Origin of the sequence: Providencia sneebia DSM 19967, from assembly GCF_000314895.2 — a bacterium.
In the GTDB taxonomy this organism is placed as follows: domain Bacteria; phylum Pseudomonadota; class Gammaproteobacteria; order Enterobacterales; family Enterobacteriaceae; genus Providencia; species Providencia sneebia.
In genome coordinates this window covers 1,103,923-1,127,346 of the sequence record NZ_CM001773.1, presented here as the reverse complement: position 1 = coordinate 1,127,346, position 23,424 = coordinate 1,103,923, and the positions used below count along the sequence as shown (strand labels likewise).

Genomic DNA, 23,424 nt, shown 5'->3' with positions numbered 1-23,424 from the left:
CTTTCTGAAAAAGTTATAATTAACTTATACTCAAACTGTGATTTATTCGACTAAAACTTATATTAAAAAACGAATCTGCAATATAGAGATAACCAATGTACGAAACGTCGATATTTATAGCAATAATAGCAATATTAGGAATGATTTCTCCTGGACCTGATTTCTTCCTGATTATAAAAAATGCAATGCGCTACCAGCGCTCTGCGGCCTTAATGACAGCTTTTGGAATTATCATGGCTGTTGCACTGCACATGACTTACTGTGTCGCAGGGATAGCTGTACTTATCACAACAACGCCTTGGTTATTCGATATATTAAAATATTTGGGTGCTATCTACTTAATCTGGATAGGGATCAAAAGTTTGATGCCACATAAAAGCCATCAAGTTGATTTTAATAATACCAAACATGAGATAATCACATTTAAAAAAGCTTTTATGGAAGGCTTTCTCTGTAACATATTAAACCCAAAAGCTACCCTATTTTTCCTAGCCGTATTTACCCAAGTGCTTGATGTTAAATCTACTATTGGCGAGAAATTATGGGTTGCTTTCATTATTTGGGGACTTGCTGCTATTTATTGGCCACTACTTGTCTGCTTAATCCAAAGCGCACCTGTTAGAAAAGTGCTTTCTAAAATACAAAAATATATTGATAAAGTCCTTGGCGTCGTATTAATCGCTTTTGGTATCCGCGTCGCTCTGGGTTAGGCAGTCATAAATTATATTTTATAATAGTAAAAAATCAGAATAAAGGGAGAGTAAAAATAACCATTTTACTCTCCCTTTATTATTTAAATCCGATATGTAAACTTCCGAGAAGAATCTAATTTAGACTCAATTTTAGAGAAAAAATCATGAAACGGTATTGTATTTTTACTATTAGCATCTTTCCCCATCGAAGGTGATACCAAACTTAATATCTCATCAATATACTCAATTTTAATATTAAGTGCCGCAGATTTTTTATCTATTAACTTACCTCTAACATAAGCCAAATTAACTAAAATTCTTTTATATTGCTGTTTTTCACAATGATTATTTGACTTTTTCTTTAGTTTTAAAATCGCATTTTTTAAATATTTTGTTTTTACTCTATCATTTTTTAAAACTTTGTAAGCTAAATTTTAAATAATTATTTCTTGTGATGAAATACGTGGACTAAACAATCCCCCTCCTTTTTACTATTAGTTATTAATCTAGAAAACTAATTATTAATAATATCTGAAAATGTATTTAAGGATACCAATTTATCCAATAGCTTACTTTCAATATTTTTAATTTTTTTATCAATATAACATAGAGCTATAAATTTATCTTTTTTGATATTCATCATTAAATCTTCATCCTCAATAAATAAATCAATAACCTTAGATGACTGCATTCTTATTTTCCTGACATCCTTAATTGTTACCTCAATAAAAACCATAAGGAAATCATTATCTTCAGAAGTAATATAGATTTCAGCGCCGTCACGTAATTCAATACAGATGGGCTTATCACCATCTAATCTTGATAACATAACAGCATCAAGGCCTAATTCATCGATTAAAGTTTTAGAAATTATTTTTCTAAAGTTTTTCATTTTATCTCCACTTAATTAATTATAACACTTTAAATAATGATTGAAATTGCTCATAAATATCTTTACCAGAATGAGTTAACAAAATAAATAATACAACTAATTTTGCTACCAATGGTAAACCGGGGTCTTGAACACTAAAAACAGTCTGTAATAAACCAACAACAATACCAGTTAAAACAAATGAAATTGAAAAAATAAAAATACCTTCCTGCAAAATATTCAAACATAGTGCAGTTACATCAAGAGCAGTCATTTGCATCCTCTTTTTCACTAAGAATACCTTGCTTATCAATATTAAAGTAATAACGCTTACCCTTATAATAAACTTGATAGTGGCGCATTGCTTTAACTGTAATATATTCTTTACTCATTAACATATTAGATTGATTGATCATCTCAGTTTGAATCATCAATGTATCTTTCTTATTAATCTTTTCTTTTATTGTGGAAATAGCTGTGTCATTAGTATTATCAATGGTATTTACATAATTAGTATAAATACTAATATCCTGAGGATTAATATCATCTATAGCTAATTTAGTTTTTAATTTTGATTTTATCTTTTCAATCTCTACTGGCATTATCAAACTAATATCGCTACGACTCCTTCTTCTTTCTATTTCAGTAAAGAAGATATCCCCCATATTAACGCTATTTCCTCCTTTTTTTTCCTCTTATTATCTTTTTGTCTAATTGCATTTTTTACTGTTCTAACCTTAAAGCTTTTTTTTGATTTACCTTTATGTTTAACACTATTTAATACTTTTTTGAAATCGCTTTCTGACGAATTTTCATTTACTGAATCATTTATACTCACAATTTCAATTTTCATTTCACATTATGTTCCTTTAAATAATTTCTTTTTTTAGTTCATTTAAAATATCTTTTCTTTTTTCTAGTCGTAATTTCTCTGCTTCCGTTTCTTTTATTTCAACAATTAAATCACTCAGCTCTCGTTGTACCAATGATGCATCAAAGAGTAATGAGTCAATCGCTGACTTTAAATTATCTCTTCGTTTAAAATATAGCTTTATTGCATCAGGCTCTTTATTTACAGATAAGTTTATTAATATATTCTGTTGATTCTCTATTTCATCTGAAAATTCTATTAAATCATTAACTAAACTTTTTTTTGCTTATTTAATCTAATTAATTTACGTTGTTGCTTCCCAATACCAATATCAACAATACTAATAATCTGACAAAATTCTTTCCATATTTTCGAGGGTTTCTTCATACTCTACCCCATCAAAACCTTGCTTTAAAAATTCCATAATTTTTGGATAAAGTTCAATTGCTTTATCCGTAAGCAAATCATTCCCTTTTTCATACTCACCAACTCGAATTAATAGCTCAACATCAAAATAGCGATATACCATATCTTTAATTTTTTCTGACATTTGAACATAGCGTTTTTCTTGAATTTTATTCTGTAATCGGCTCTTGCTTTTTAATACATCAATTGCAGGATATCGGCCTGTTGATGCAATCATTGTTGAATAAACTAAATGACCATCTATCAATGATTTTACTTCATGGGCAATTGGGTCACTATCAATATCAGTTTCAATTAGAACGGTAAAAATACCTGTCACAGAACCCCGAACAGAATTACCACAGCTCTCAACTAACCGCGATAAAGCTAATGAAACGCCAATTGGAATACCGCCTTGAATCGGTGTGCCATCTAACATCGCTTGCGCTCGCCCAAATCGTGTTAATGAATCAAAATAGAGAACAACTTTTTTACCCTGTTCCATAAAATAACGAGCGATAGAAACAGAGACTAATCCTGAACGAACTTTCTCAAGCGGATTAGCCTCAGATGTTGATACGATTGTAATTGCCTTTTGAATAACTTCCGGACCAATTTCACCTTCTAAAAACTCAACAACTTCACGAGCACGCTCTCCAATCATGGCAAAAATAACAACATCTGCATCCATAGCATTCGCCATAATAGAAACTGTTGTTGTTTTTCCCGCGCCTGCTGGAGCAAATAAACCAATACGTTGCCCTTCACCAATAGTAAAAAGCCCATCAATAATTTTTAATTTAGTCGGAAATACATCCTCAATTGGTGCACGCTCTTTTAAAGGTATAGGTTCAATACAAATTGGCAAATCAGTATATTCTAACGTATCCACAATATAGTGATCGCCATAAAGGCTTTCACCGTAACAGTTAATAACTTTGCCTATTAAAGCCTCTTCATTCATTGGAAAACAGAAACGACGAGGTGTAATTTCAACTTTAGCATTACGCTGAATAGTACCGGGTTGTAATAATTTAATTTCAACACGATGCCCTTCAATTTTCATAATTTCGCCACGAATACGCTCTTCACCAACAGCATGGATCATACATTCTTGGCCAACAAAAGTATCAATATCGACATGGCATACCACCAAATCTTGATAAGATTCCTTTACTTTATAAAAACGCTCTAACATTAATCAATAACCTCAAAAGAGACTGCAATATAACGTTTATATTTATATTTTGTATCAGTACTACTTTTAAATGCCTCACCAATAAATGGAATACTTGATAAAACTGGTACCCCTGTTTCAGAAGATTGAATTACAGTATTATCAAAGCCCCCTAAAACAATTGTCTGATGTGGCTTTATATAAGCTTCTGATGACAATGATTGAGAAGTAACTTTTGGTGGCTGAACTATATTACTACTATGATTATCATCGTTGTCATTATCATCAAAATGTTCTTCAACGTATTCTAATTTCGCATGTACACTACCATCCGGAAGAATTCTTCCTGTAACATATAAGCTATTATCTGCTTCTATTTTTAAGCTTTCTATTTCTCTACTGGAAACTAAATTAACGGTTACTGTATCTTTCCTACCAAAATTACCTTGATGATTTTCTAATATTAATAAATTAGTAGAATAAATACTTTTTGCAGTACCATTACGATACATTGCCTGAAAACTTTTAATAAAATCTGTCGTAGCAGAAAAAGGTTTCGATAAAATATCATACAGACCAACAGAACTATTTAACATCGAGCTATCTGCACCAAAACTTTCTGTATGATCAACAGCAACATCATAAACTTTCAATGAAAACATTAGCTGCTGGCCTTTGACATCAATCATTGTTGCAATACGTTTCGCTAACTCTATTTCACTTGGTGTTCCACTAACTAATAAAGCATTTGTTCCTGGCAACATTTGAACTTTTGATGTCTTTTCTTCCTCTTCTAGTTTTTGTTTAGAGCTATCATTTAATTTAACTTTATAAGCCTTTTCCATCACTTCGGTATCAGCAGTATTTTCGAACTGCCCCATATTGGATAGTGCACCAGAAATTAATGATGCCGCTCCAGGAAAATTGGCAGTACCATCAAATGTATTTATTTGTCTATCTGAAACTGAAAGATAATTAAATTCAATCCTTGTTATTTCAATATCATTGCCATTTTGTAGAAACTCATTACTATCAACCATATTGGAATATGAGATTGCATCATTAATAAAACTACGTGGACCTGAAAAAATTAATGAATTTCCGCGCTCAATAAGTTGCATTTTAATCGTACCACTTTTTTGAATCGCATCTTCTAATTCTGCTAATAATAAACCTGGCAAAATATTCTTAGGTCTAAAGGTATAATTAATAAATGGTTGGCCTGATTGTACACTCATTATTCCGCCATAAATATGCCATTCAAAATCATAAACCTCTGATAATTCATTTAAAATATCAATGGCATCTCCGCTTAATACTTGACTCAGATTTTGTTTAGCTAACTTATCTTCAAGTTTATCAATTAATTTTAATTGTTCTTCTTTAGCTATGGAAATAAGCGCTTCTTGTAGAGTCATATCATCTTTTTTTAAAACAATTTGAGCATTCGCGATCATACTCCACATAAAAAATAATATAGAGAATAAAAATATACTTAGCTTATTCGTCATCTAAAAGTTCCTTCATTGCTTCTTCATGTCGTTTTAACATTGATATTGTTTGATTTGTTATTGTTGCTTCTGTGATAATATCGACAATCTCTTCTTCCGTTAGTTTTTCATCATCATCATTTTCATTATTTTCGATTTCTTCACTCTCTAAGTTAGAATTTTTCATTTCTGATAAAATTTTATGAAAATTAGGCTCGTCGTTAGTTAACGGAGTTTCCACATTTAAAGAGATATCTTTTATTTCCATAATAGTACACCCTCAGTCATTTTCTGGAATAAATAAAACTGGTCACTAAAAAACCAAGTGTTTAATAAAATCATTAATAGTATTGCTTTTAAACTTGAAGATACAAAAGATGATAGTGATGCTTTTTTGAAAAACAGATCTACCATTGCCACACAAATAGAGATAGCGATAATAGCTATAATATATTTACTAGAAACTAATGCAGCCATTTTCATATACTCTGAAATAATAAAATATAACTGTTTAAAATAACTAGCATTGATACTTTCCACACCGACTATCAATTCACCATTAATAAGCTTTATTAATGGTAAAAATAAAGTACCATCTTCAAGTGCATACATAATAAAAAACAGACCACTAATACGTGCTAAAGCTTCTGACTCCTCGGTAAAACGTTTATCTTGCACGGATTGTTCATTTAAAAGTAAAAGTTGTTGAAGTATGCTTCCTAACATACTGCCTACCCAATAAGGCACAGAGACTAAACAAGCATATCCAATAACACTTACTATCCATACAATTTCTGAATTAGGTTGATGACCTTGGTATTCAAATAAAATAGCTAAGAATATAGATATTGAGGTTATCGATGTTTTATCTAAAAACAATCGTGTAGGATTATATATTTTAAAGAATAAAAAGAATGCAGCAAATATAATCCAATTAGGGTATAGAATCGCTTCCATTATACACCCAACGTATTAAACAATATTGTCCATCCATCAGAAAAATAAAAAACAGCCAGCTTAATTGGTGTTGAAATCACTGTTGGTGATAACATACTCATACCAACACCACTTAATATTACGGCAATCAAAAAATCAATACTAACAAAGATCATATAAAGCTTTATTCCTAGCTCAAAACCTTTATATAAATCTAAAATTATTGCACCAAGAAATGGCTTGAAAATATTAGCATCACCTTTTAAGTCAATCGGTAATGTAAATAAACTCTCTAACTCTTCTGTTTTTCTTTCTGCTTCTTTTAATAATTCTGGAAAATATTGGTCAATATTTGAAATTAATTGATATAATGTTACCTCTGATGGTTGTTCACCATTAATATTATCTAAACCTATACCACCTATAGGATCAATTATTAACTCTGAATTTTCACTAGAATCAGAAAAATAAGGTTTTATTCGTTCTATCCCCGGAGAAACAAACACCCAGATGCTGCTTAAAGCAAGTAATCCTGCCAATAAATTAACAACGATAGTTGGCGGAATTTGTTGAGTTCCCATTGCATTTTTTAAAATATTTAGGACAATGCTATATTTAATAAATCCTGAAAAACAAATAAAAAATACAGCCGCTAACAAAACTAAGCAAAGTATTACAACAAGATTGATACCAACATATGCATTGTCTGGGCTTAATAAACTTAACATAGATTTTTTCTATTAATAAAATAACATTTCATATAAAGTAAGGCAGTCAATACTTATTCATTAATAATAATTATAAAGAATTTCCTGCCTTAACCTTTCAATTACTAGATATTACGTGCTGCCGCAGAGATACTATCTTTAATTGATTTTAGTGTTGCGGTTGCTGTTTGCGCTGAAATACTTTGGTCTGCCATCAAACGTTGTAACTCTAATGATCCCGAAGAGGATAATGATAATACGCCATCCTCCGTATTTGCTGCCAGAAAAGTATTTACAGCATCATCTGCTTTGTTAATATAACCTTTGAATGTACTTTCGACATCCGTCGTTTTTAAACCAGTAGTAGTATTGGGTTGGTCACCACCAGAAGATCTTAAGCCTACGTCCATTTTTACTCCATAAAATAATTTAGATAATTGGGTTATACGATAATAAATTTAAAATAAAAAAATAAATTCTTACTACTAATTTGATAAGCTTATTTATAATTCTATTTTTAATGACTTAATTACTAGATATTACGTGCTGCCGCAGAGATACTATCTTTAATTGATTTTAGTGTTGCGGTTGCTGTTTGCGCTGAAATACTTTGGTCTGCCATCAAACATTGTAACTCTAATGATCCCGAAGAGGATAATGATAATACGCCATCCTCCGTATTTGCTGCCAGAAAAGTATTTACAGCATCATCTGCTTTGTTAATATAACCTTTGAATGTGCTTTCGACATCCGTCGTTTTTAAACCTGTTGTATTATTCCCACCGCCTCCAGGCTCTTCACCACCGCCATTTTTAGGGCTAAAAGGTGTCATTCCTATATTTATATTTTCCTCATAATATATTTTCTATTTACTAATATAATAAATTTAATATTTAAACGAATAATTTTTGTTTACCGTCTCAATATGGTGCTTATTATTCGTTATTTTTTGTTCATAACCAGTGAAAAAAAGAGATTCAATGTTTTTCAATCGTTGATAAAATACAAAATAACCATTATTAATCAAAATGATAACTAATCACACTTTATTTTTCATGAATCATAAATCCTTTCATTCTATTTGTGCAGTTAAATGGCAATAAATATATCTACAAAAATAGCTATTGATTAAAAAAATTGACTCATTAGTAAAAAATGATCTATGCATACTAAGTATAGTCTTGGGTGTTTTTATACCAAACTATCACACTTAGTTGCTAAAAATAATTATTAAATTATTCAAATTGATTTACACTGTGACTATTCTTTAAAGTCATCGATAAAAGTAAATATTGTATCACTATTTAATGATAGAAATTTATTACTCATTATTAGATTATATTTACCACGCTAGAAATAACTTATAACTTGATGATTTATATTTTTATATAGTAAAGTTTATATATTAATATTTTATTTCATTATCGTCATTAACACTATTTTAATAACGATAAATTCATATCATGACTTTATATTCATCCTAATATAATAGTAGAATACCCGTGAAATATTATGAATTTTTCAGAAAAAATACTCTATACGCTTAAAAATAGAAGGATATACATTCTATTAATAAGAAGTAACCATGATAATATACACTCAGTGGACACTTTCTGTCGCCCACCATTTAGTTAATAACAATTTTTATTCCGGGAATTGAATATTCGGTACAAGTGCTTTTTTCTCCCGCATGCATGAACGCCATTCATCACCGGCTTGAATTTTATCTTTCAATGGAACGATAATGTAAGGAATTGCTTTTTTCTCACTTTGTGTAAAATTACCATTAATCACAGGTATTGAGTGTGAAGTAACATAGTAAGCAAAGCTTAATGTATAAGGCTTCTTATTCCCTTTCAATAAATTAGATATAACATCCACACACTCTTTTGCTTCTTCATATACAAACTCAAAATCACCATCTTTTTTCGATGTATCTTTAGTAGTACATCCAACCAGTAATATTGTTGCGATAACGATAATTTTTACTATTTTCATTCTTTTTCGCTCCAATATCATAAAAAAAAGAATCATAAGGATAAAATAATTTACACGCAATTTTATGCTATGAACAATATTAAACCTATCAAAGTCTAATAGACAGTGCTAATCTACATTTAATTACCTAAAAAATTTAGACAAGTTTATAACTTAGTAGATGTTATCTACGCATGTTTTAACAAGTCATCAAGTTGTTATTACTATCAGTTCTGTTATTAACCTAGATTCCTCTTAGCTCGATTATTGACATACGTGCTTTTTACTACACAATCGAGTATACTCTTACAGATATAATGCAAACAATAGATAAGTCCATTTAACATGAAGTATATTATTAATCATCAAATAACCTTCAGTAATGAGGATAGAACTCTATCACTGTTGAATGATATAGAAAACACTATTGTCTTATCTGCGCCCGCATCTCGTTTACTATTGACTCTGATCATAAATAAAAATGTCCCGCTCACCCGAGAATATCTGCTAAAAACCGTATGGGTAGAATATGGGTTTACAGCCTCTGGTAGTAACCTAAATAACTATATTAGTGAACTAAGAAAATCTTTAACCTACTTAGATGCTAATTTTATGGGAATTATCACCATACCTAAAGTAGGCTTTCAGTTTACTGCTCATATTGAAACATCCATATCTGAGAAAAATAATTTAGATAATTTAGATACGTTACACGCGAGTCTTTCCATACTTGCGCCTCATGATGACAAAGAAAAAAATAAAAATGATACCGATAATCCCAATGTGAAATCATCCATAACTAATAGAAAAAATTCAGGTCATTATAAATTTTTCATAGAAAAAAATAACATTTCCATTATAATGTTTTCAATACCTTTAATTATTATTTTTATTTTTACCTTTATTATCCCCCACCACAAAATAAAAAATGAAAATAGTAGATTTATATTTAGCACAGGTAATTGTAACATTTATTTACTAGATGACTTCAGTACATTAAGTAATGAAGAAATAATAACGAAAGTTGAAAAAAATTAGATAGTAATGCTTTAAATTGTAATACAAATAATAAGTATGATATTTATTATAGCTATTTACCCATTTCAGACTCAATATTAAATGGTACTGAATTTCTCGGTGTTTGTATTCAAAAAGAAACAAAAAACAAAGAGACCACACATAAAAACTGCTATTCTTTATCTAACAAGGTCAAATAATGATTAAAAGAAGCAAGCTGATTATGATAATTTATATAATATTCATAATTCTATTGATTACTTTTTTGATTCATAGATATCAAATCTACCATCCACCGTTGCGTTGCACTGGAGATATAATTACCTCACAAAATTATAATGGAGAAAATTATACTATGAGTGCTAATGTTTCTATTACCATTATAGAAAATAAGCAGGGGATTATTCGAATGAAAGGTTTTATTGAAAACTCACATAGTCAACAATTTGTACTTGATAGAATGATGAATTTCACAATGATATATAAGAATAATGATATATTTACAGCAAATATTAAACATGAATTGAAACCAATTATAGATACTGTAGATACTGACATTTTTGAAGTATTTATGCCACGAGATAATACCCTACGAATGCTAACTAAACTTAATAATAATACAATTCTTTTCCATGATGTATTATCACCACAATTTATTTGCGTAATATTCTAGAATATTTAATAAAAAGCTTAGACTGAATAGAAATATTGAAAATATTGACTGCTTTCACAGTCAATATTTTTTAGCTCAACTGATTAATCTTATCAATTGCAACACAGTATTGATCATCAACTTTAACGAGCATACCTGTTGCTAATATCTCACTACCACTTTTTAATAATACTTCCGATTGAACAAAATCATTGAGTGACTTTATTTGCCCTTCCTGTAATTGATTAAGTTCATCTAGAGTCATAACACAATTTGCAACAACAACATCAATATTAATACGCATCTATTTTCCCTTAACGGTCAGTAAATGAAATGACAATACGGCGTAAATCACGAATTTCTTCTTGTGCCGAAGTGATTGCAGTCATTAAATTCTTAAATTCGTGTTGAGATGAATCTAAATCAACTTGAATAGTGTCAGAAAATGCTGTCACTGTTGCATTGATAGACTGTAATTGCTCATAATTAACAAAGGTAAAAATAACACCATGGCTGCTACTCGGTAAAATAACAGCAATTCCTTTTGGCTCACCAAGAACATTTATAATAAGGTGATTAATTTCGTCCATTTCTTTATTTGAGAAATCCATAATATCTGTAACTTTCTTAGAGTCTGCCGGATCAACCTTATTCAAATTAATAGACATTACTTTTCCCCATAATCGGTTTATTTCAGCCACCGCTTTGGATTTTTCTGATATCTCAGCTGCAATACTATCAGCCTTATTCATTCTGCTCTTAATATAACCCGTTAACATAATATCAATCATGGTTAGAGGATCACGCATGATATTTTTTGTTTCACGAACGGCCGGTTGGGCATCTACACCATCTAATACCGAATTTGGTTTCTGATCAAGATACTTTTCAAGTACTTTATTACTATATTCACTAGAACCATTGATTGAATTAATATCATGGTAGTGGCTTTCATTTAATAAGCTGGATGTTATCATTATTAAAATTACTCCTATTATTTTGGAATGAAATAAATCTTTTTTTGTTAGCTTGAGTAAAAATAATTTTGTCTTTTGCAATTAAATCAATACGACCAATCTCAGGTATAATCCCTCCTTCCCAATAACGAGATTGTTGATCATAAACATAGCTCAAACCTTGGCTTGAAAAAAAGATTGCATAAGGGAAGTGCTGTGCGTCAATGATTTCCGCATCATCATTAATCAATTTTAGCCTTGAAACCTCGTCATAATAGCCGAGAGATTTAAGTAACTGGCTTGCTCTTAATACATTATCAACTAATAATAGATTATCTGTATATTTAAATGTAATACCATTTTCACCAAAAGATTTCATAATATTTATCATTTTTTCAGGATAATCTATCAAAATTTCGCTATACTCCCCTTTATCAACAAATTCAAAAGGAATTTCATTATTATTCTTCGATTTAATATCTACGTTTAGATGAGATAATATTATGTAATTATCTGGATTAATTACTTTAATATTATCTAACCAATCTGCTGGAAGACTATTTTTTATACTTTCATCAAATATATAAATTTCACCATTTTTAATATATCCATTTCCGATTGCATTAAGATAATTTTCAGTATTATTATTCTGATAAGACTTAATCATCATTAAACTTAGTATTGTTACAGCTAAGTTTAATAGAACAAACATAATAACCATCCAAGAATATTTCTTTAAAAAATTCTTTTTAATTTTTGGTTTTCTATTACCCTCAGAAAATATAAAAAACTTAACACCTGAAATAGAATAAATATTATTTTCTATTAATTTAATCGGTTTTTTATTGCTAACTGTAAGATAGATATTTTTCTCTTGAGACTGAAATTCTAATACTATCCCAGCAGATAACTCACCAGGAAGGCTTAGCATATTTTGGCCTAAATTATCTTCTTCACTTGTTAAAATTAATTTAGATTCAATAGGTAGTGTTATTCCCTGTAAACTACCTTCAATAAACTCAATCAATTTCATTCTGACCTATCTCTTTGATAATATTTTTTGTTATTTGTACCATTTCATTAATGTAATTATGTAGTTGATTCACATGACTGGGTATATTATAACTTCGAATTAAGAAATAACCGTTATTGATAATTGATGCAATATAACTATCTGCTAATAAATTAAAATTACCATTTAACTCAAGTGCTATTTCTGGTGTTAATTCAACAACATTGAGGTTAACTAATATAATTAATCTTCCAGATAAACCTATTCTTGATCCATCTTCTATACGACACTCAATATTTCCATACATTCCTACTAAAGCACGATTATCTTCGAAATTTTCACATGGTACCTTCATCGATTGAATAAAATCGCGCATCAAAAAAATAAATTTACGTTCACTCATGGTTTTAATCTCACTTCTATGATAAATCGTCTTTGTTGTACACGCTCTAAAGCAGTTTTATCATGATTTTCAACACTGCCTTTCACTTGTATTGGAATATTTTTTACCCCAGAGCTGCGTATAAATTGATAAACAGCTTCAGCTCTTTTATCCGCAAGTTTTCGATTTAATGCATAATTTCCTGATGAATCAGCAATTCCATAAATAACCATTTCTGTTGCTGGTATTTTTGGCAATTCATTAATAAAATCTAATAGTATTTCCTTTCCTTGGTTAGTTAGCATATATTCATTAACTGAAAATAATGATGAAAAAACAATAGATAGATATTTTTCATTTTTATTTAACTCATTATTAGATGTGCTATTAGTTAAATTTAGTAATTCCACATTATTTTTATAGCTAACAAATACACCTGGTTTATTATTTAAATTATTTATACCCTTATCATCATGCTCTTTGATATTGATTCCAGTTAGCTGTACAGTATTTCTAGAGTTATTATTGAGATCATCACAGCTAGCTACTTCAGCAAGACTATATAAATTAATATTTGCAACATAAAATTTAGGATTATTAATCCCCATTTTAACTTCAATGCATGCTTTTCTAAAAGGAGAACCATTAATATATTGTGGTTTTTTTATTACCCAAAATTCAATATCGTCAATGTAATCAAAGTGGCTATAAATAATATTATAAACATCTTTTTTCCAATCTAAATCCAAGAAAAAATGCTCATCTCTTATTGTATTATTACAAGAACTAATTAGAAAGACAGTCAATAAAACCCATATTCTCTTTACTAACACCAATTTAATTCCTCCTTTTTAGTGAAACAATAATTAACGCAATATCTCGATAAAATTCTTCATCTATATATACGCCACCTACTTTCATTTTTTTAGCAATACCACGTGCAAGAGGAATATTCTCAACAATAGGTATTTCTAATGATTCTAAATATTGCCTTTTTTCTAAGGCCATATGATCTTTATAAATATCTAATACTAATGGAGCTGCATCAATTTTAGGATCAAAACAAATTGGAACCAAAATATGTGTTGGGTTAGCTATTGCAAAAGATGGGCGACGACCTTTTGTCATTGGCTCATTCATTAATTCACGCATTTTCATTCTTCTTTCTGCTTTAATTTGCGGTGAACCTTCAGTATCTTTCATTTCATTTTTCATTTCAGTCATCGTCATACGATTTTTTTCGTAAATCTAAAATGTTCAAATAAATAATCGACTGCACCTACACACACTCCATATATAAACATCAATAAAGATACAAATCCAATATAATATACTAAGTCATAAATAAAATAATTTGTATTACTCACCTTATGTAATTTATTAAGCTCTAATCCATAGGTATCAAAAACATATTTCAATAAAAATAATAAAAATAATAGCTCTAAAACTTTTCTTAATGAATTTGTAATTGCATCAATACCTAAATTATTTTTAAACCCTTGAACTGGATTGAGCTTATCTAACTTGAATGAAAAAACTTGATTACTTAATGTTCCTTTATTTATCAATACCCAATGTATAATAATAAATATTACTTTATTGGTCACAAATAAAGCTACGGCAACTTGTAGGACATATAATATCGCCATAAACACTACTGTTAAATCAGCATATAGAACATATTCCACCCAATAATTGAAATCATCAAATAACTTAATAATAAAAAAGGTAACAACTAAAACAAATAACAGTATTGAAAATGTTGGTTCTGCTAATTCAGTTTTTGGAAATTGCCCTTTCTTTCTTAACTCCCTCAATTTTTTTGATGTAGGTGGATATTTTTTCGGTTCAGTTGATTCCATTATGAATATGCCAAATTAACCTGTAACATTTCAGCATCATCAACAAGCTCATTATTACTAATATCATTATAGCTACAAATAATTAAAGAAGAGACAACCTGTTGCATAAATGATTTAACCATATTAAATTCAACATCACTGACCATGATTACAGGCTTAGTACTATTTTTCTCAGTTAACTGACAAATACTATTCCTAATTTCTTTTTTAACTTGCATTAATTCGTCAATATTATCTTCTTCACCACTAACATATTACTCAATTAACTCACTTAATTCAGTTGGCAATATTGCTGCAGTTATTTTATCTGTATTATTAATAATACGTGAGGTTATTTCATAACGAGCCTGAGTTCTAATACGCATAAACCAATTTTTATTATCACTATCAACTCTAGACCAATATATTAATGATTCAAAGAAACTGATAGAATCCAAATAAAACTCAGGACATCCTATCATTTGTTTTATAATGTCATGAACACGATTAATTCCTATTGCTGAGTCAATCTCTTTTTTCATAACATCACTTTTTAATGCTAGATCATCAATAATATTGCTAGTGAACTGAATATTATATTTCTCAATTAAGCGCTTACGAATAAAATAACAAATAATTGTTTTTAAATTAATTTCAACATCTTGAGACTGAAAGAAAATCTCATCATTTTGGATCTCTTTGATTTTTGATTCACCATCTTGTTTAAAATTATATAATTTGATACCCAAAACATGAACCTCAATATCACTATCAAGTTCAGGTGAAACAATCACACAAGGCTGGCCTAAACTTTGCCCCCACAACTGTTTTTCCACTTCAGCAACTGCCGTATGAATTAAATGCTGATGCTTGCTATCTTTCACTGTAAATGTCAGTGATTCGAATAAACCGGATCCGTCTCCTTCCATATTAATAACAATATTTTCATTTTGTCCACGCCATAGTACAAATGCAATGATGAAACAGGTAAAAGCAATCGGAATACAGATATAAGTTAAATCTGTGTTGAGCACACCAAGAACTAACATAAATAGCCCAATAAATGCTAAACTTCGCCAAAAGACACCAATTTGTTTTATCAGCTGGCCTGAGAATGAAGTAGACTTCTCACCAACACCTTTGATCCTTGTTAAATAAACACCACAAGCTACTGATAACAATAAACTTGGAATTTGCGAAACAAGTCCATCACCAATAGTTAAGATTGAAAAACGCTCAACACTTTCGAGTAGGGTTAATTCAAATGTATTTATACCAACATAAATTCCACCAAATAAGTTAACAAGACTAATCAAGATCCCGGCAATAGCATCCCCTTTAATAAATTTCATCGCACCCTCAAGCGATCCGAATAATTTATTTTCTGTACTCAATTCAGCCCGAGCCGTTTGTGCTTGTTCAGGGGTGATCATATTATTTTTCAAATCACCATCAATTGTCATTTGGCGGCCAGGCAAAGCATCTAGTGAGAAACGAGCCCCAACTTCGGCAACCCTTTCACCACCTTTGGTAACAACCAAAAACTGAACTATAGTAATGATGACAAAAACAATAAGTCCAGAAAGCAGACCTGCACTCATCGCAAAATGACCAACAACTTCAATTACGCTTCCAACTTCATCATTGGTTAATATATTACGTGTTGTAGCAATCGATAATAACAATCGAAAAGTAGTTAATAGCAAAACAACAGTTGGCAAAAATGTGACTTTTAATGGATTATCATTTTCTAGCATAATGACTAAAATCATTGCTGACATAATAAACTGAAAAGTACGAAAATATCAATAACAATCCCTGGCAAAGGTGCTAAAATAATTGCTGGAAATATTAATACGATAAGCACGCTACTTATTTTTAACCAACCAGATAACATGCTTAGTTGTTTAAACATAGGACATATTCTCAATACAGTTTTTTAATTCAGAAAGTAATTCTTGTGTATTAATTGTAATAACACAATCATCATTTTCAATAGTTAATGATGTCCCCTGATCATTGTGTGTTTGTACAACTTCCAATGATTTTTCTAGATCATTAATTTCATTATGTAATGCATCAATTAAATATTGAATTAAATTATCACTTTGATTCATTTTAACTAATCTATCATATACTGCTTTTTCAGCTTTCTTTTTTACATCTAGCACAGCATTATTAAGCCTTTCCTCTTGGCTTGATAATAAGGACTTTAGCTTTTGTTCTGCTTGCTCAAACCAACAATCTTGTGTTTTAATCATTTGTTGCTCTGCTGATAATTTTAATTTTTCAACATGCTGAGCCAGTTCACTCTCTTTTTCTTCTATTAGCCTATTTGTTTCGGTTTCTAGTTTATTTTGAAAGCTATCAACTCTATTTTCTATGGAGGTTAATAAAGCTTTAGCATCACTATATACTTTAATTTGAGGTTTTTTAACAACGCCAGTTTCACTTCCTTTAAATATTAACTGAGGTGTTAACTTATAAGATGATTCTATTTCAATAAACAAAACATTACCTATTTATTTTTATTTATAATTAGTGAAAATCAAGAGTAAAAAAAACAACACCCAATATAAATTAATTTAAATTAATACCTATAAGATATAAATATTCTTTAAAGTATAATGAGTGTACTCCCTAAACAATCACATATTATTAATCTGTGACCCTTATTTTATCGTCATACCATAAAATATATAGGTACTTAATAATCTTGGTATATCCTAATATTAGTGGTATGAGTCAAGCAATAGATTCATCATGAAACATTATGAAGCTATTTATTTTTCGTAATATAATCCAGTTGTTCCTGATTCACCGGTGGAACTGCTAATGAACGATTCAAAATAGCTAATGATACAGGCTTTGTAATCCCCGTATTTACCCAGTATGAATGCGCCAATTCCTTCACATTTTCACTATGATTCTTTATGAAATCATCAACATTATGCCTAACGCCACTCTGATAGTTACCATTCATTGATATTGCTGAACCAATACTTGTAATGACTGATTTCTTTAGGTAATCCATCGATGCGGCTATCTGATGTGAATTTTGATTTACTATTGCACTGTCTTTTGTTGCCTTATTTATTGCCACTATTGGCTTTTCAAGTGAAGATGTTGATTGTGACTCCAGAATATTGTGTCTCACGCCACTTAAATAGTTGCCGCTCATAGGCGCAGCAGAGCCTGCACTGCTAATGACGGGCTTTTTCAAATAATCCATAGGCGCCGTAATGACATGCGGTGCCGGTTTTGCTGCCGAGCTCGCTTTTTCATTGGATGGTGGCGTTTGTGCTACTTTTTCCGCTGATGGTGCCCCTTGTGGATCAACCACATTGTGTCTCACRCCACTTAAATAGTTGCCACTCATCGGCGCGGCAGAACCCGTGCTGGTAATAACTGGCTTTTTCAAATAATCCATGGGCGCTGTAATGACATGKGGTGCCGGTTTTGCCRCYGARCTCGCTTTTTCATTGGATGGTGGCGTTTGTGCTACTTTTTCCGCTGATGGTGCCCCTTGWGGATCAACCACATTGTGTCTCACGCCACTTAAATAGTTGCCGCTCATAGACGCAGCTGAGCCTGCACTGCTAATAACTGGCTTTTTCAAATAATCCATGGGCGCTGTAATGGCGTGCTGAATACTTTTTTTCTCACCTAATGTGTTCTTTTTATTATTTTCAGGTGTAACTAAATCAGTATGTTGATTAATCTCGGGCATATTTCTAATGGCAAAAACCTGTAGATTTTCACCCGAATGAACTGAATCACTAACTGCACAATTGGGATTTAATTCAGCACTGATGCCTTTTTCTTCAAGTAATTTCTTAATGGGTGTAGAAAAATTAGCTTGAGTAAGATTTTGCTCTGTACTAATACATTTAGAAATTGGTGTACGCAGAAATTGCGCGATAGCTTCCTGCAAGACAGCCTTATCGCCATCTACTTTATCATTACCGATAAGCTGATACTCTAAAATATCGCCAACCAAACTTTGCGGTTGAGGATCAGTTTCTTCTACTTTTTCATCAACTGTTTGTTTATTAAATTGCTGAGGCTTAGAAGGTACATTCTCAGAACGACCATTTCCAAATGGATTTGGATCATTTTTGTCAATATTGGGTTCTGTTTGCAAACTAAAAGGAGTTGGGGTTAATTTAGCTGCTGTATTTGATGGTGTTGTTTCAGGCTCAATTTCCTGCTCTTGATGTTTTTTATATCATCCAAAAAATGCTTTGAACCACCATACATAGCAATAGCCGCTGCATTCCCATATACAACCAAAAATGCCGTAGGAAGTAAACTCATCCCACCAGTTAGCGGTGCTAATACGGCACCGATAATGGTAGTAAGACTTAATGCAATAATTTGCCCTTGGGCTTTTTTCTTATTGCTAACATTATTTGAGCCTTTTGTATCCTTATTTGTTATTTTATTATCATTTTTTTTTGCTGTTTATTTTTTATTATAGGTTTATTGTTACTTTTATCATTTATAAGAATACTGTCACTACTTTTTAGCTCAGAACAGACATTATCAGATAATAACGTCGCCCCTTTATGTTCCAATGGTGCAAGAATAGAATTTTCTAAACGAATATTCTTTAGTTCAGACTTAACCATAGGTTCTTGAGATAATTCACTTTTACTTACCGATGGTAAGGAAATAGGTGATAATGCCATGTTAAAACCTCATCATTTTCAAAATATGAATAACGCTATTCGTAAATTCTTTTTTCTGGTAATTTTCCTCAGCCATTACTGCTGTTAAATAACCATCAACTCGAATTAATTTACTGTTAAATTGCTTATCAATATCAATAAGCTCTTTAATTGTATCTTCAACATTTAATACATAAACTAATTGATAAAAAGGAATAATAGGGTATATAGCATCATCTAAGCAATTTTGAAAAACATGTTTTTCATTTTTCTCAATATAGTCAAGAAAGCTTTCTATAGGTCCAATCATCATTTATATTTACTTAATAAAACAATATCGTCGTTACTCAATTCATTTATCTCTTGAGTATTCAGCAATACTTGAGACACTTTAAAATCTAAAGATAATTTTAGACTACCGGACCAATTTGATACCCTACTTTTTAAAAATTCTGAATTTACCAATAAATCTTTCACACAAAAGTATATCGAGTATTGCTTATTGTGTAAATTCGTTGAAGCCGAGATTAATACTGGCATTTGCATCATTTCACTATAATTCATAAACTTTTCAAATTTAACACCATAATTACCGATATTATAGTTAATGATATATTCAATATATTTCTCACTAAACGATTTAAGGCTCGTTCCTAAAGATCGTTCTAGCTCAGAGGTGGCAATATAGCAATCCCCACTTATGCCTACATGTTCAATTTTTAATTTAATAAATTCTTTACCTTCAGGAAGGTGCCTTTCAATCCCATAAAAATTAATTGAAAAATCCTGATTTTCAAAATTCCGTCCAATAATATATTGAATTTTTTTATAATTAGTTTTATTAATTTCATATTTAGGCATAAAGCTTACATAGTTTTCCATTAAAAATTACCTTTATGGCTTTGTGATAATAAAGCTAAAACATTTTGACTCATGGCTAGGTCACTATCATCAATCCACTCTTCTATTGATTTAGGGACATTACATACAAACTGATAGAGTAATGTATATGCCTCCATTGACGTCATCTCACGAAAATCATTTGATTGAACTAAACTTAAAACATATAAAATATTATGAAATTCATTATTTAGAATACCTTCAACCAATACTGATTTTACAAAATCATCCGAATAATTACGAAATTGTGAAAACCATGTAATGACAGAAGATTTATCTAAATGAAACTCTGGATCAGATAAACCATTCCAACTCATTCTTTCTAATTTACGAACAAGCATCTCATATGGGTCAATATTAATTTCTCCATTCTGAATACAATCAACTCTCTTATTTTTTTGTTTAATCTGCACTCATTTCACCATTATCTGATTGTTTATTCCTACGTTTTAACTTCACTTTACGCTGTTCATATCGACGACATAAATTTAATATTGCCATTAGGTTTGAAATTACATTATCTTTAGTAATTAATTTATTTATTAGTGATGAATTGACTTCAAGCTCTGGTGTATTTTTAAAATGTAGCGCCATCTTTTCAAAATAAACGCTCAATTTATTATAAACATCTTTAGGATATAAATGCTGAGATTGATAAACAGAATGAAGCACAAACAAATATGCATCATCTAATTGTTCTATTTCAGGTAGGCTTTCTATAAATCCATGCCAATCTGTTAATGCTCTGAGCATGTGTCCTTGTATATGTCGTGCCAAATGTCGTTGATTACGGCTACTCATTTGTACAGCACGGATCCGGAATAACCTAGGCTGTTTTTTTGCTGCTTTTCAACTTTGGTAATATCACGTACTTTCCGTGAATTTTGATTACCAAATTCATTTGTTTTATTTGAAGATTCTGTAGAAGATACACGTTGCACGAAACGTGATTGAGAATACATAATTGGCGCTATCGCCATAGCCAATTAGTGCGAGCATAATAATGCTCGCACTCTCCTTAATTAACGGTTAGTAACCAAAGAGGCCGCCTGGATTGCTTCCAGAGACTTCAAAATTTGAGCAATAGTATTACCTAATGTATCAATAAATGAAGTCAATTGAGCATCATACTTTTCTTTAAGATCAATTGATGATTTTGTTTCTTCTTGCTGTTGGATAGCCGATGCAGAAATCATTTCACTCACATTTCCCATCATATTATCCGCAGCGCCAGAAGTCTGATTAACCATATTGTACTTAGCCGTACGTTGTTGCTGTAACGAAGCCGATATTTCATTAATCTTATCTGCAGAAAGGTCAGAAACACGTGCATTTTCACCAAGCCCGGCTTTAGATAAATGCTTATCCTGTACCATTTTAACTTGACCCGTTCTAACCGCTGCAACAGTTGACATACCCATACTGAATACACCTGATGCTAATTTAATACCAAACTTAAGGTGTGCATCATCCTTCTTAACGCCAGCGGCTACCTTCGCCATTTCTGCAGTTGCACCCGCTTCAGTAATTCGATTTATCATCATGACATTACGTAAAGATGCAGAAGCATCAATAATTTCACTAAGTAAAGCCAATAACTGACTCATACTGACCGTTTTTTCACTATTAATTGTCTTAAAACCAGATTCTGCGGATTTTAAAGAATCATTAGTTTGTTTAATTGCATCTACTTGGGGCTTATTCGCATTATCTTGAAAATTCATTGCAGACATTGCATGCGTATTAGTAAATTGTATTTCCATTTTCATTCCTTACATATGAATACTGATTGATTTTTGAATATTTTTACGAGCAGCATCTTTCGTATCAAATAAAGATTCGAAAGCATGAGCCATCGTTTTCATTGCGGTATCAAGCATAATTTGTATTTGCTGCAAGCGAGTTTCTAATTCATCTTGGTCAGCTTGAGCCATTTCCAAATCGCGAGTAATTGCGGCAGATTTAATGCTATAACCAGTGCTCACAACACTTGTGACATCTGTAGTCACAGATGTCACTTGGCCAATTCGTGCTGATGCCTGATGCCCGCCTTTAACAAACTCTTGAATTTTTGCTACCAAAGGCTCTACCAACTTGATAGCTTTTGAAATAACTTGTTGTACTTTCTGAGAAATCGCAGAAAATGCCTTAAATGTTTTCAATGCATCAACAGCTTTGCTAAGTACACTTCCCACTTTTGCGGTTACATTTGCGGCGGCTTTTCCCACAGAAGACATAATGTTGGCAGGGTTAAAGCTTAAAACTGCACCAATAACCCCAATGGTAACTTCAAGCGCAACATTAACCCATTTACGAATTTTTTCATCTACACCAAAGGCTTGAAGGATTTTATCCATCACTTTTGGTACGACAATTGTAGCAACCATAGTGCCAACCATAACGGCAGCCATAACGGGATTAAATGGTGCGATGATAATGGCGGCAATAAAACCTAATGCCATACCAATCTTGCTCCAAAACCCTTTCTTACTTTCAGCTTCAGCTTGCTCTTTTAGCTTCGCAGTTCGTTCTTCTAACTGAGCAATTCGTGAGTCACGTACTGTATTAATCATGGCTTTTTTGGCATCTGAATTTTCTTTGGCTGTGCCAGACAAACCATCAGCTAATTCTTTAAAAGCATTTGAAACCATGCGCCATAAGTCATTTTCAGATAGTGCACTACTTGGTAAAGGCTGCTTAGGTGAGACACTTTCTGCCTTTTGCTGTACATCCGGCTTTTCAGCCTTAACAGCCGATTCATGATCTTGCATCATCAGTGAATAATTCTCACTGATAGTTGAATTAATCATCGACATATAATTACTCCAATACGAGATTAATAATTTAGTTTAAATATAAATAAATAGA

The 23,424-nt window shown here is 31.1% G+C and carries 32 protein-coding genes and 1 pseudogene; 3 read left to right on the top strand and 30 right to left on the bottom strand.

Features of this window, described 5'->3' with window-relative positions; genetic code table 11:
* Positions 1-95: 95 nt before the first annotated feature.
* Positions 96-710, top strand: a complete 615-nt coding sequence (locus tag OO7_RS04645; RefSeq protein ID WP_008914811.1) for a LysE family translocator — start codon at positions 96-98, stop codon at positions 708-710.
* A gap of 496 nt (positions 711-1,206) precedes the next feature.
* Here OO7_RS04645 and OO7_RS04640 read toward each other — a convergent pair whose 3' ends face one another.
* The 12 genes from OO7_RS04640 to OO7_RS04585 all read right to left on the bottom strand — a co-directional run bounded on the left by OO7_RS04640 (position 1,207) and on the right by OO7_RS04585 (position 9,147).
* Positions 1,207-1,584 carry a hypothetical protein gene (locus OO7_RS04640; RefSeq protein WP_008914810.1) on the bottom strand — a complete coding sequence of 126 codons (378 nt, stop codon included), beginning with the start codon at positions 1,582-1,584 and terminating at the stop codon, positions 1,207-1,209.
* 19 nt (positions 1,585-1,603) lie between these two features.
* Positions 1,604-1,837: a flagellar biosynthetic protein FliQ gene (locus tag OO7_RS04635; protein WP_008914809.1), complete on the bottom strand. Its 234-nt coding sequence runs from the start codon at positions 1,835-1,837 to the stop codon at positions 1,604-1,606.
* Positions 1,824-2,228: a hypothetical protein gene (locus tag OO7_RS04630; protein ID WP_156823129.1), complete on the bottom strand. Its 405-nt coding sequence runs from the start codon at positions 2,226-2,228 to the stop codon at positions 1,824-1,826. Before OO7_RS04630 ends, OO7_RS04635 begins: the two co-directional genes overlap by 14 nt.
* Entirely contained in the window at positions 2,201-2,416 is a 216-nt protein-coding gene (locus tag OO7_RS04625) for a hypothetical protein (RefSeq protein WP_008914807.1), read from the bottom strand. The genes OO7_RS04630 and OO7_RS04625 overlap by 28 nt, the downstream gene beginning before the upstream one ends.
* Positions 2,417-2,774: 358 nt before the next feature.
* Positions 2,775-4,037 carry a type III secretion system ATPase VscN2 gene (gene vscN2, locus OO7_RS04620; RefSeq protein WP_008914806.1) on the bottom strand — a complete coding sequence of 421 codons (1,263 nt, stop codon included), beginning with the start codon at positions 4,035-4,037 and terminating at the stop codon, positions 2,775-2,777.
* On the bottom strand, positions 4,037-5,527 hold the full coding sequence (locus OO7_RS04615; RefSeq protein WP_008914805.1) for a type II secretion system protein GspD: 1,491 nt from the start codon (positions 5,525-5,527) through the stop codon (positions 4,037-4,039). The genes vscN2 and OO7_RS04615 overlap by 1 nt, the downstream gene beginning before the upstream one ends.
* Positions 5,517-5,774, bottom strand: coding sequence for a hypothetical protein (locus OO7_RS04610; RefSeq protein ID WP_008914804.1), 258 nt, complete (start codon positions 5,772-5,774; stop codon positions 5,517-5,519). Before OO7_RS04610 ends, OO7_RS04615 begins: the two co-directional genes overlap by 11 nt.
* Positions 5,765-6,463, bottom strand: a complete 699-nt coding sequence (locus tag OO7_RS04605; RefSeq protein ID WP_008914803.1) for a hypothetical protein — start codon at positions 6,461-6,463, stop codon at positions 5,765-5,767. The genes OO7_RS04610 and OO7_RS04605 overlap by 10 nt, the downstream gene beginning before the upstream one ends.
* Positions 6,463-7,170: an EscR/YscR/HrcR family type III secretion system export apparatus protein gene (locus tag OO7_RS04600; protein ID WP_008914802.1), complete on the bottom strand. Its 708-nt coding sequence runs from the start codon at positions 7,168-7,170 to the stop codon at positions 6,463-6,465. Before OO7_RS04600 ends, OO7_RS04605 begins: the two co-directional genes overlap by 1 nt.
* Positions 7,171-7,274: 104 nt before the next feature.
* Positions 7,275-7,559 (bottom strand): hypothetical protein, encoded by a 285-nt coding sequence (locus OO7_RS04595; RefSeq protein ID WP_008914801.1) that lies wholly within the window; start codon positions 7,557-7,559, stop codon positions 7,275-7,277.
* Positions 7,560-7,681: 122 nt separating this feature from the next.
* Entirely contained in the window at positions 7,682-7,981 is a 300-nt protein-coding gene (locus OO7_RS04590) for a hypothetical protein (RefSeq protein ID WP_008914800.1), read from the bottom strand.
* Between the two features lie 812 nt (positions 7,982-8,793).
* Positions 8,794-9,147, bottom strand: coding sequence for a hypothetical protein (locus OO7_RS04585; RefSeq protein ID WP_008914799.1), 354 nt, complete (start codon positions 9,145-9,147; stop codon positions 8,794-8,796).
* A 324-nt stretch (positions 9,148-9,471) separates the two neighbouring features.
* Here OO7_RS04585 and OO7_RS16185 point away from each other — a divergent pair, with 324 nt between their 5' ends.
* Both OO7_RS16185 and OO7_RS04575 read left to right on the top strand, forming a co-directional pair.
* On the top strand, positions 9,472-10,164 hold the full coding sequence (locus OO7_RS16185; RefSeq protein ID WP_008914798.1) for a winged helix-turn-helix domain-containing protein: 693 nt from the start codon (positions 9,472-9,474) through the stop codon (positions 10,162-10,164).
* Between the two features lie 334 nt (positions 10,165-10,498).
* Positions 10,499-10,816 (top strand): FidL-like protein, encoded by a 318-nt coding sequence (locus OO7_RS04575; RefSeq protein WP_008914797.1) that lies wholly within the window; start codon positions 10,499-10,501, stop codon positions 10,814-10,816.
* A 70-nt stretch (positions 10,817-10,886) separates the two neighbouring features.
* Here OO7_RS04575 and OO7_RS04570 read toward each other — a convergent pair whose 3' ends face one another.
* The 18 genes and pseudogenes from OO7_RS04570 to sctE all read right to left on the bottom strand — a co-directional run bounded on the left by OO7_RS04570 (position 10,887) and on the right by sctE (position 23,372).
* A complete protein-coding gene (locus OO7_RS04570; protein ID WP_008914796.1) occupies positions 10,887-11,099 on the bottom strand; it encodes a FliM/FliN family flagellar motor C-terminal domain-containing protein in 213 nt (70 codons plus the stop codon).
* Between the two features lie 10 nt (positions 11,100-11,109).
* Entirely contained in the window at positions 11,110-11,772 is a 663-nt protein-coding gene (locus tag OO7_RS04565; protein WP_008914795.1) for a hypothetical protein, read from the bottom strand.
* On the bottom strand, positions 11,747-12,784 hold the full coding sequence (locus OO7_RS04560) for a hypothetical protein (protein WP_008914794.1): 1,038 nt from the start codon (positions 12,782-12,784) through the stop codon (positions 11,747-11,749). The genes OO7_RS04565 and OO7_RS04560 overlap by 26 nt, the downstream gene beginning before the upstream one ends.
* Positions 12,771-13,166: a hypothetical protein gene (locus OO7_RS04555; protein WP_008914793.1), complete on the bottom strand. Its 396-nt coding sequence runs from the start codon at positions 13,164-13,166 to the stop codon at positions 12,771-12,773. Before OO7_RS04555 ends, OO7_RS04560 begins: the two co-directional genes overlap by 14 nt.
* Positions 13,163-13,978, bottom strand: a complete 816-nt coding sequence (locus OO7_RS04550; RefSeq protein ID WP_236620671.1) for an OmpA family protein — start codon at positions 13,976-13,978, stop codon at positions 13,163-13,165. Before OO7_RS04550 ends, OO7_RS04555 begins: the two co-directional genes overlap by 4 nt.
* Positions 13,979-13,982: 4 nt before the next feature.
* A pseudogene (locus OO7_RS04545) lies at positions 13,983-15,007 on the bottom strand (EscU/YscU/HrcU family type III secretion system export apparatus switch protein).
* Positions 15,007-15,225 (bottom strand): hypothetical protein, encoded by a 219-nt coding sequence (locus OO7_RS17120; RefSeq protein ID WP_236620670.1) that lies wholly within the window; start codon positions 15,223-15,225, stop codon positions 15,007-15,009. The pseudogene OO7_RS04545 and the gene OO7_RS17120 overlap by 1 nt, the downstream one beginning before the upstream one ends.
* Before the next feature lie 36 nt (positions 15,226-15,261).
* Positions 15,262-16,767, bottom strand: coding sequence for an FHIPEP family type III secretion protein (locus tag OO7_RS04540; protein ID WP_236620669.1), 1,506 nt, complete (start codon positions 16,765-16,767; stop codon positions 15,262-15,264).
* The gene (locus tag OO7_RS17425; RefSeq protein WP_008914791.1) at positions 16,755-16,901 is read right to left on the bottom strand and encodes a hypothetical protein; all 147 of its coding nucleotides are present in this window, start codon (positions 16,899-16,901) and stop codon (positions 16,755-16,757) included. Before OO7_RS17425 ends, OO7_RS04540 begins: the two co-directional genes overlap by 13 nt.
* A complete protein-coding gene (locus tag OO7_RS04535) occupies positions 16,894-17,496 on the bottom strand; it encodes a hypothetical protein (RefSeq protein WP_008914790.1) in 603 nt (200 codons plus the stop codon). The genes OO7_RS17425 and OO7_RS04535 overlap by 8 nt, the downstream gene beginning before the upstream one ends.
* A 269-nt stretch (positions 17,497-17,765) precedes the next feature.
* Entirely contained in the window at positions 17,766-19,130 is a 1,365-nt protein-coding gene (locus tag OO7_RS04530) for a hypothetical protein (RefSeq protein WP_008914789.1), read from the bottom strand.
* 292 nt (positions 19,131-19,422) lie between these two features.
* The gene (locus OO7_RS04525; RefSeq protein WP_008914788.1) at positions 19,423-19,677 is read right to left on the bottom strand and encodes a hypothetical protein; all 255 of its coding nucleotides are present in this window, start codon (positions 19,675-19,677) and stop codon (positions 19,423-19,425) included.
* Position 19,678: 1 nt separating this feature from the next.
* The gene (locus OO7_RS04520; RefSeq protein WP_008914787.1) at positions 19,679-19,969 is read right to left on the bottom strand and encodes a hypothetical protein; all 291 of its coding nucleotides are present in this window, start codon (positions 19,967-19,969) and stop codon (positions 19,679-19,681) included.
* Positions 19,966-20,538 (bottom strand): hypothetical protein, encoded by a 573-nt coding sequence (locus tag OO7_RS04515; RefSeq protein ID WP_008914786.1) that lies wholly within the window; start codon positions 20,536-20,538, stop codon positions 19,966-19,968. The genes OO7_RS04520 and OO7_RS04515 overlap by 4 nt, the downstream gene beginning before the upstream one ends.
* Entirely contained in the window at positions 20,538-20,969 is a 432-nt protein-coding gene (locus OO7_RS04510; RefSeq protein ID WP_008914785.1) for a hypothetical protein, read from the bottom strand. Before OO7_RS04510 ends, OO7_RS04515 begins: the two co-directional genes overlap by 1 nt.
* Positions 20,959-21,357: a hypothetical protein gene (locus OO7_RS04505; protein WP_008914784.1), complete on the bottom strand. Its 399-nt coding sequence runs from the start codon at positions 21,355-21,357 to the stop codon at positions 20,959-20,961. The genes OO7_RS04510 and OO7_RS04505 overlap by 11 nt, the downstream gene beginning before the upstream one ends.
* A gap of 221 nt (positions 21,358-21,578) precedes the next feature.
* A complete protein-coding gene (locus OO7_RS04495) occupies positions 21,579-22,319 on the bottom strand; it encodes a hypothetical protein (protein ID WP_008914783.1) in 741 nt (246 codons plus the stop codon).
* A gap of 9 nt (positions 22,320-22,328) precedes the next feature.
* Positions 22,329-23,372 carry a type III secretion system translocon subunit SseC family protein gene (sctE, locus tag OO7_RS04490; protein ID WP_008914782.1) on the bottom strand — a complete coding sequence of 348 codons (1,044 nt, stop codon included), beginning with the start codon at positions 23,370-23,372 and terminating at the stop codon, positions 22,329-22,331.
* Positions 23,373-23,424: the final 52 nt, after the last annotated feature.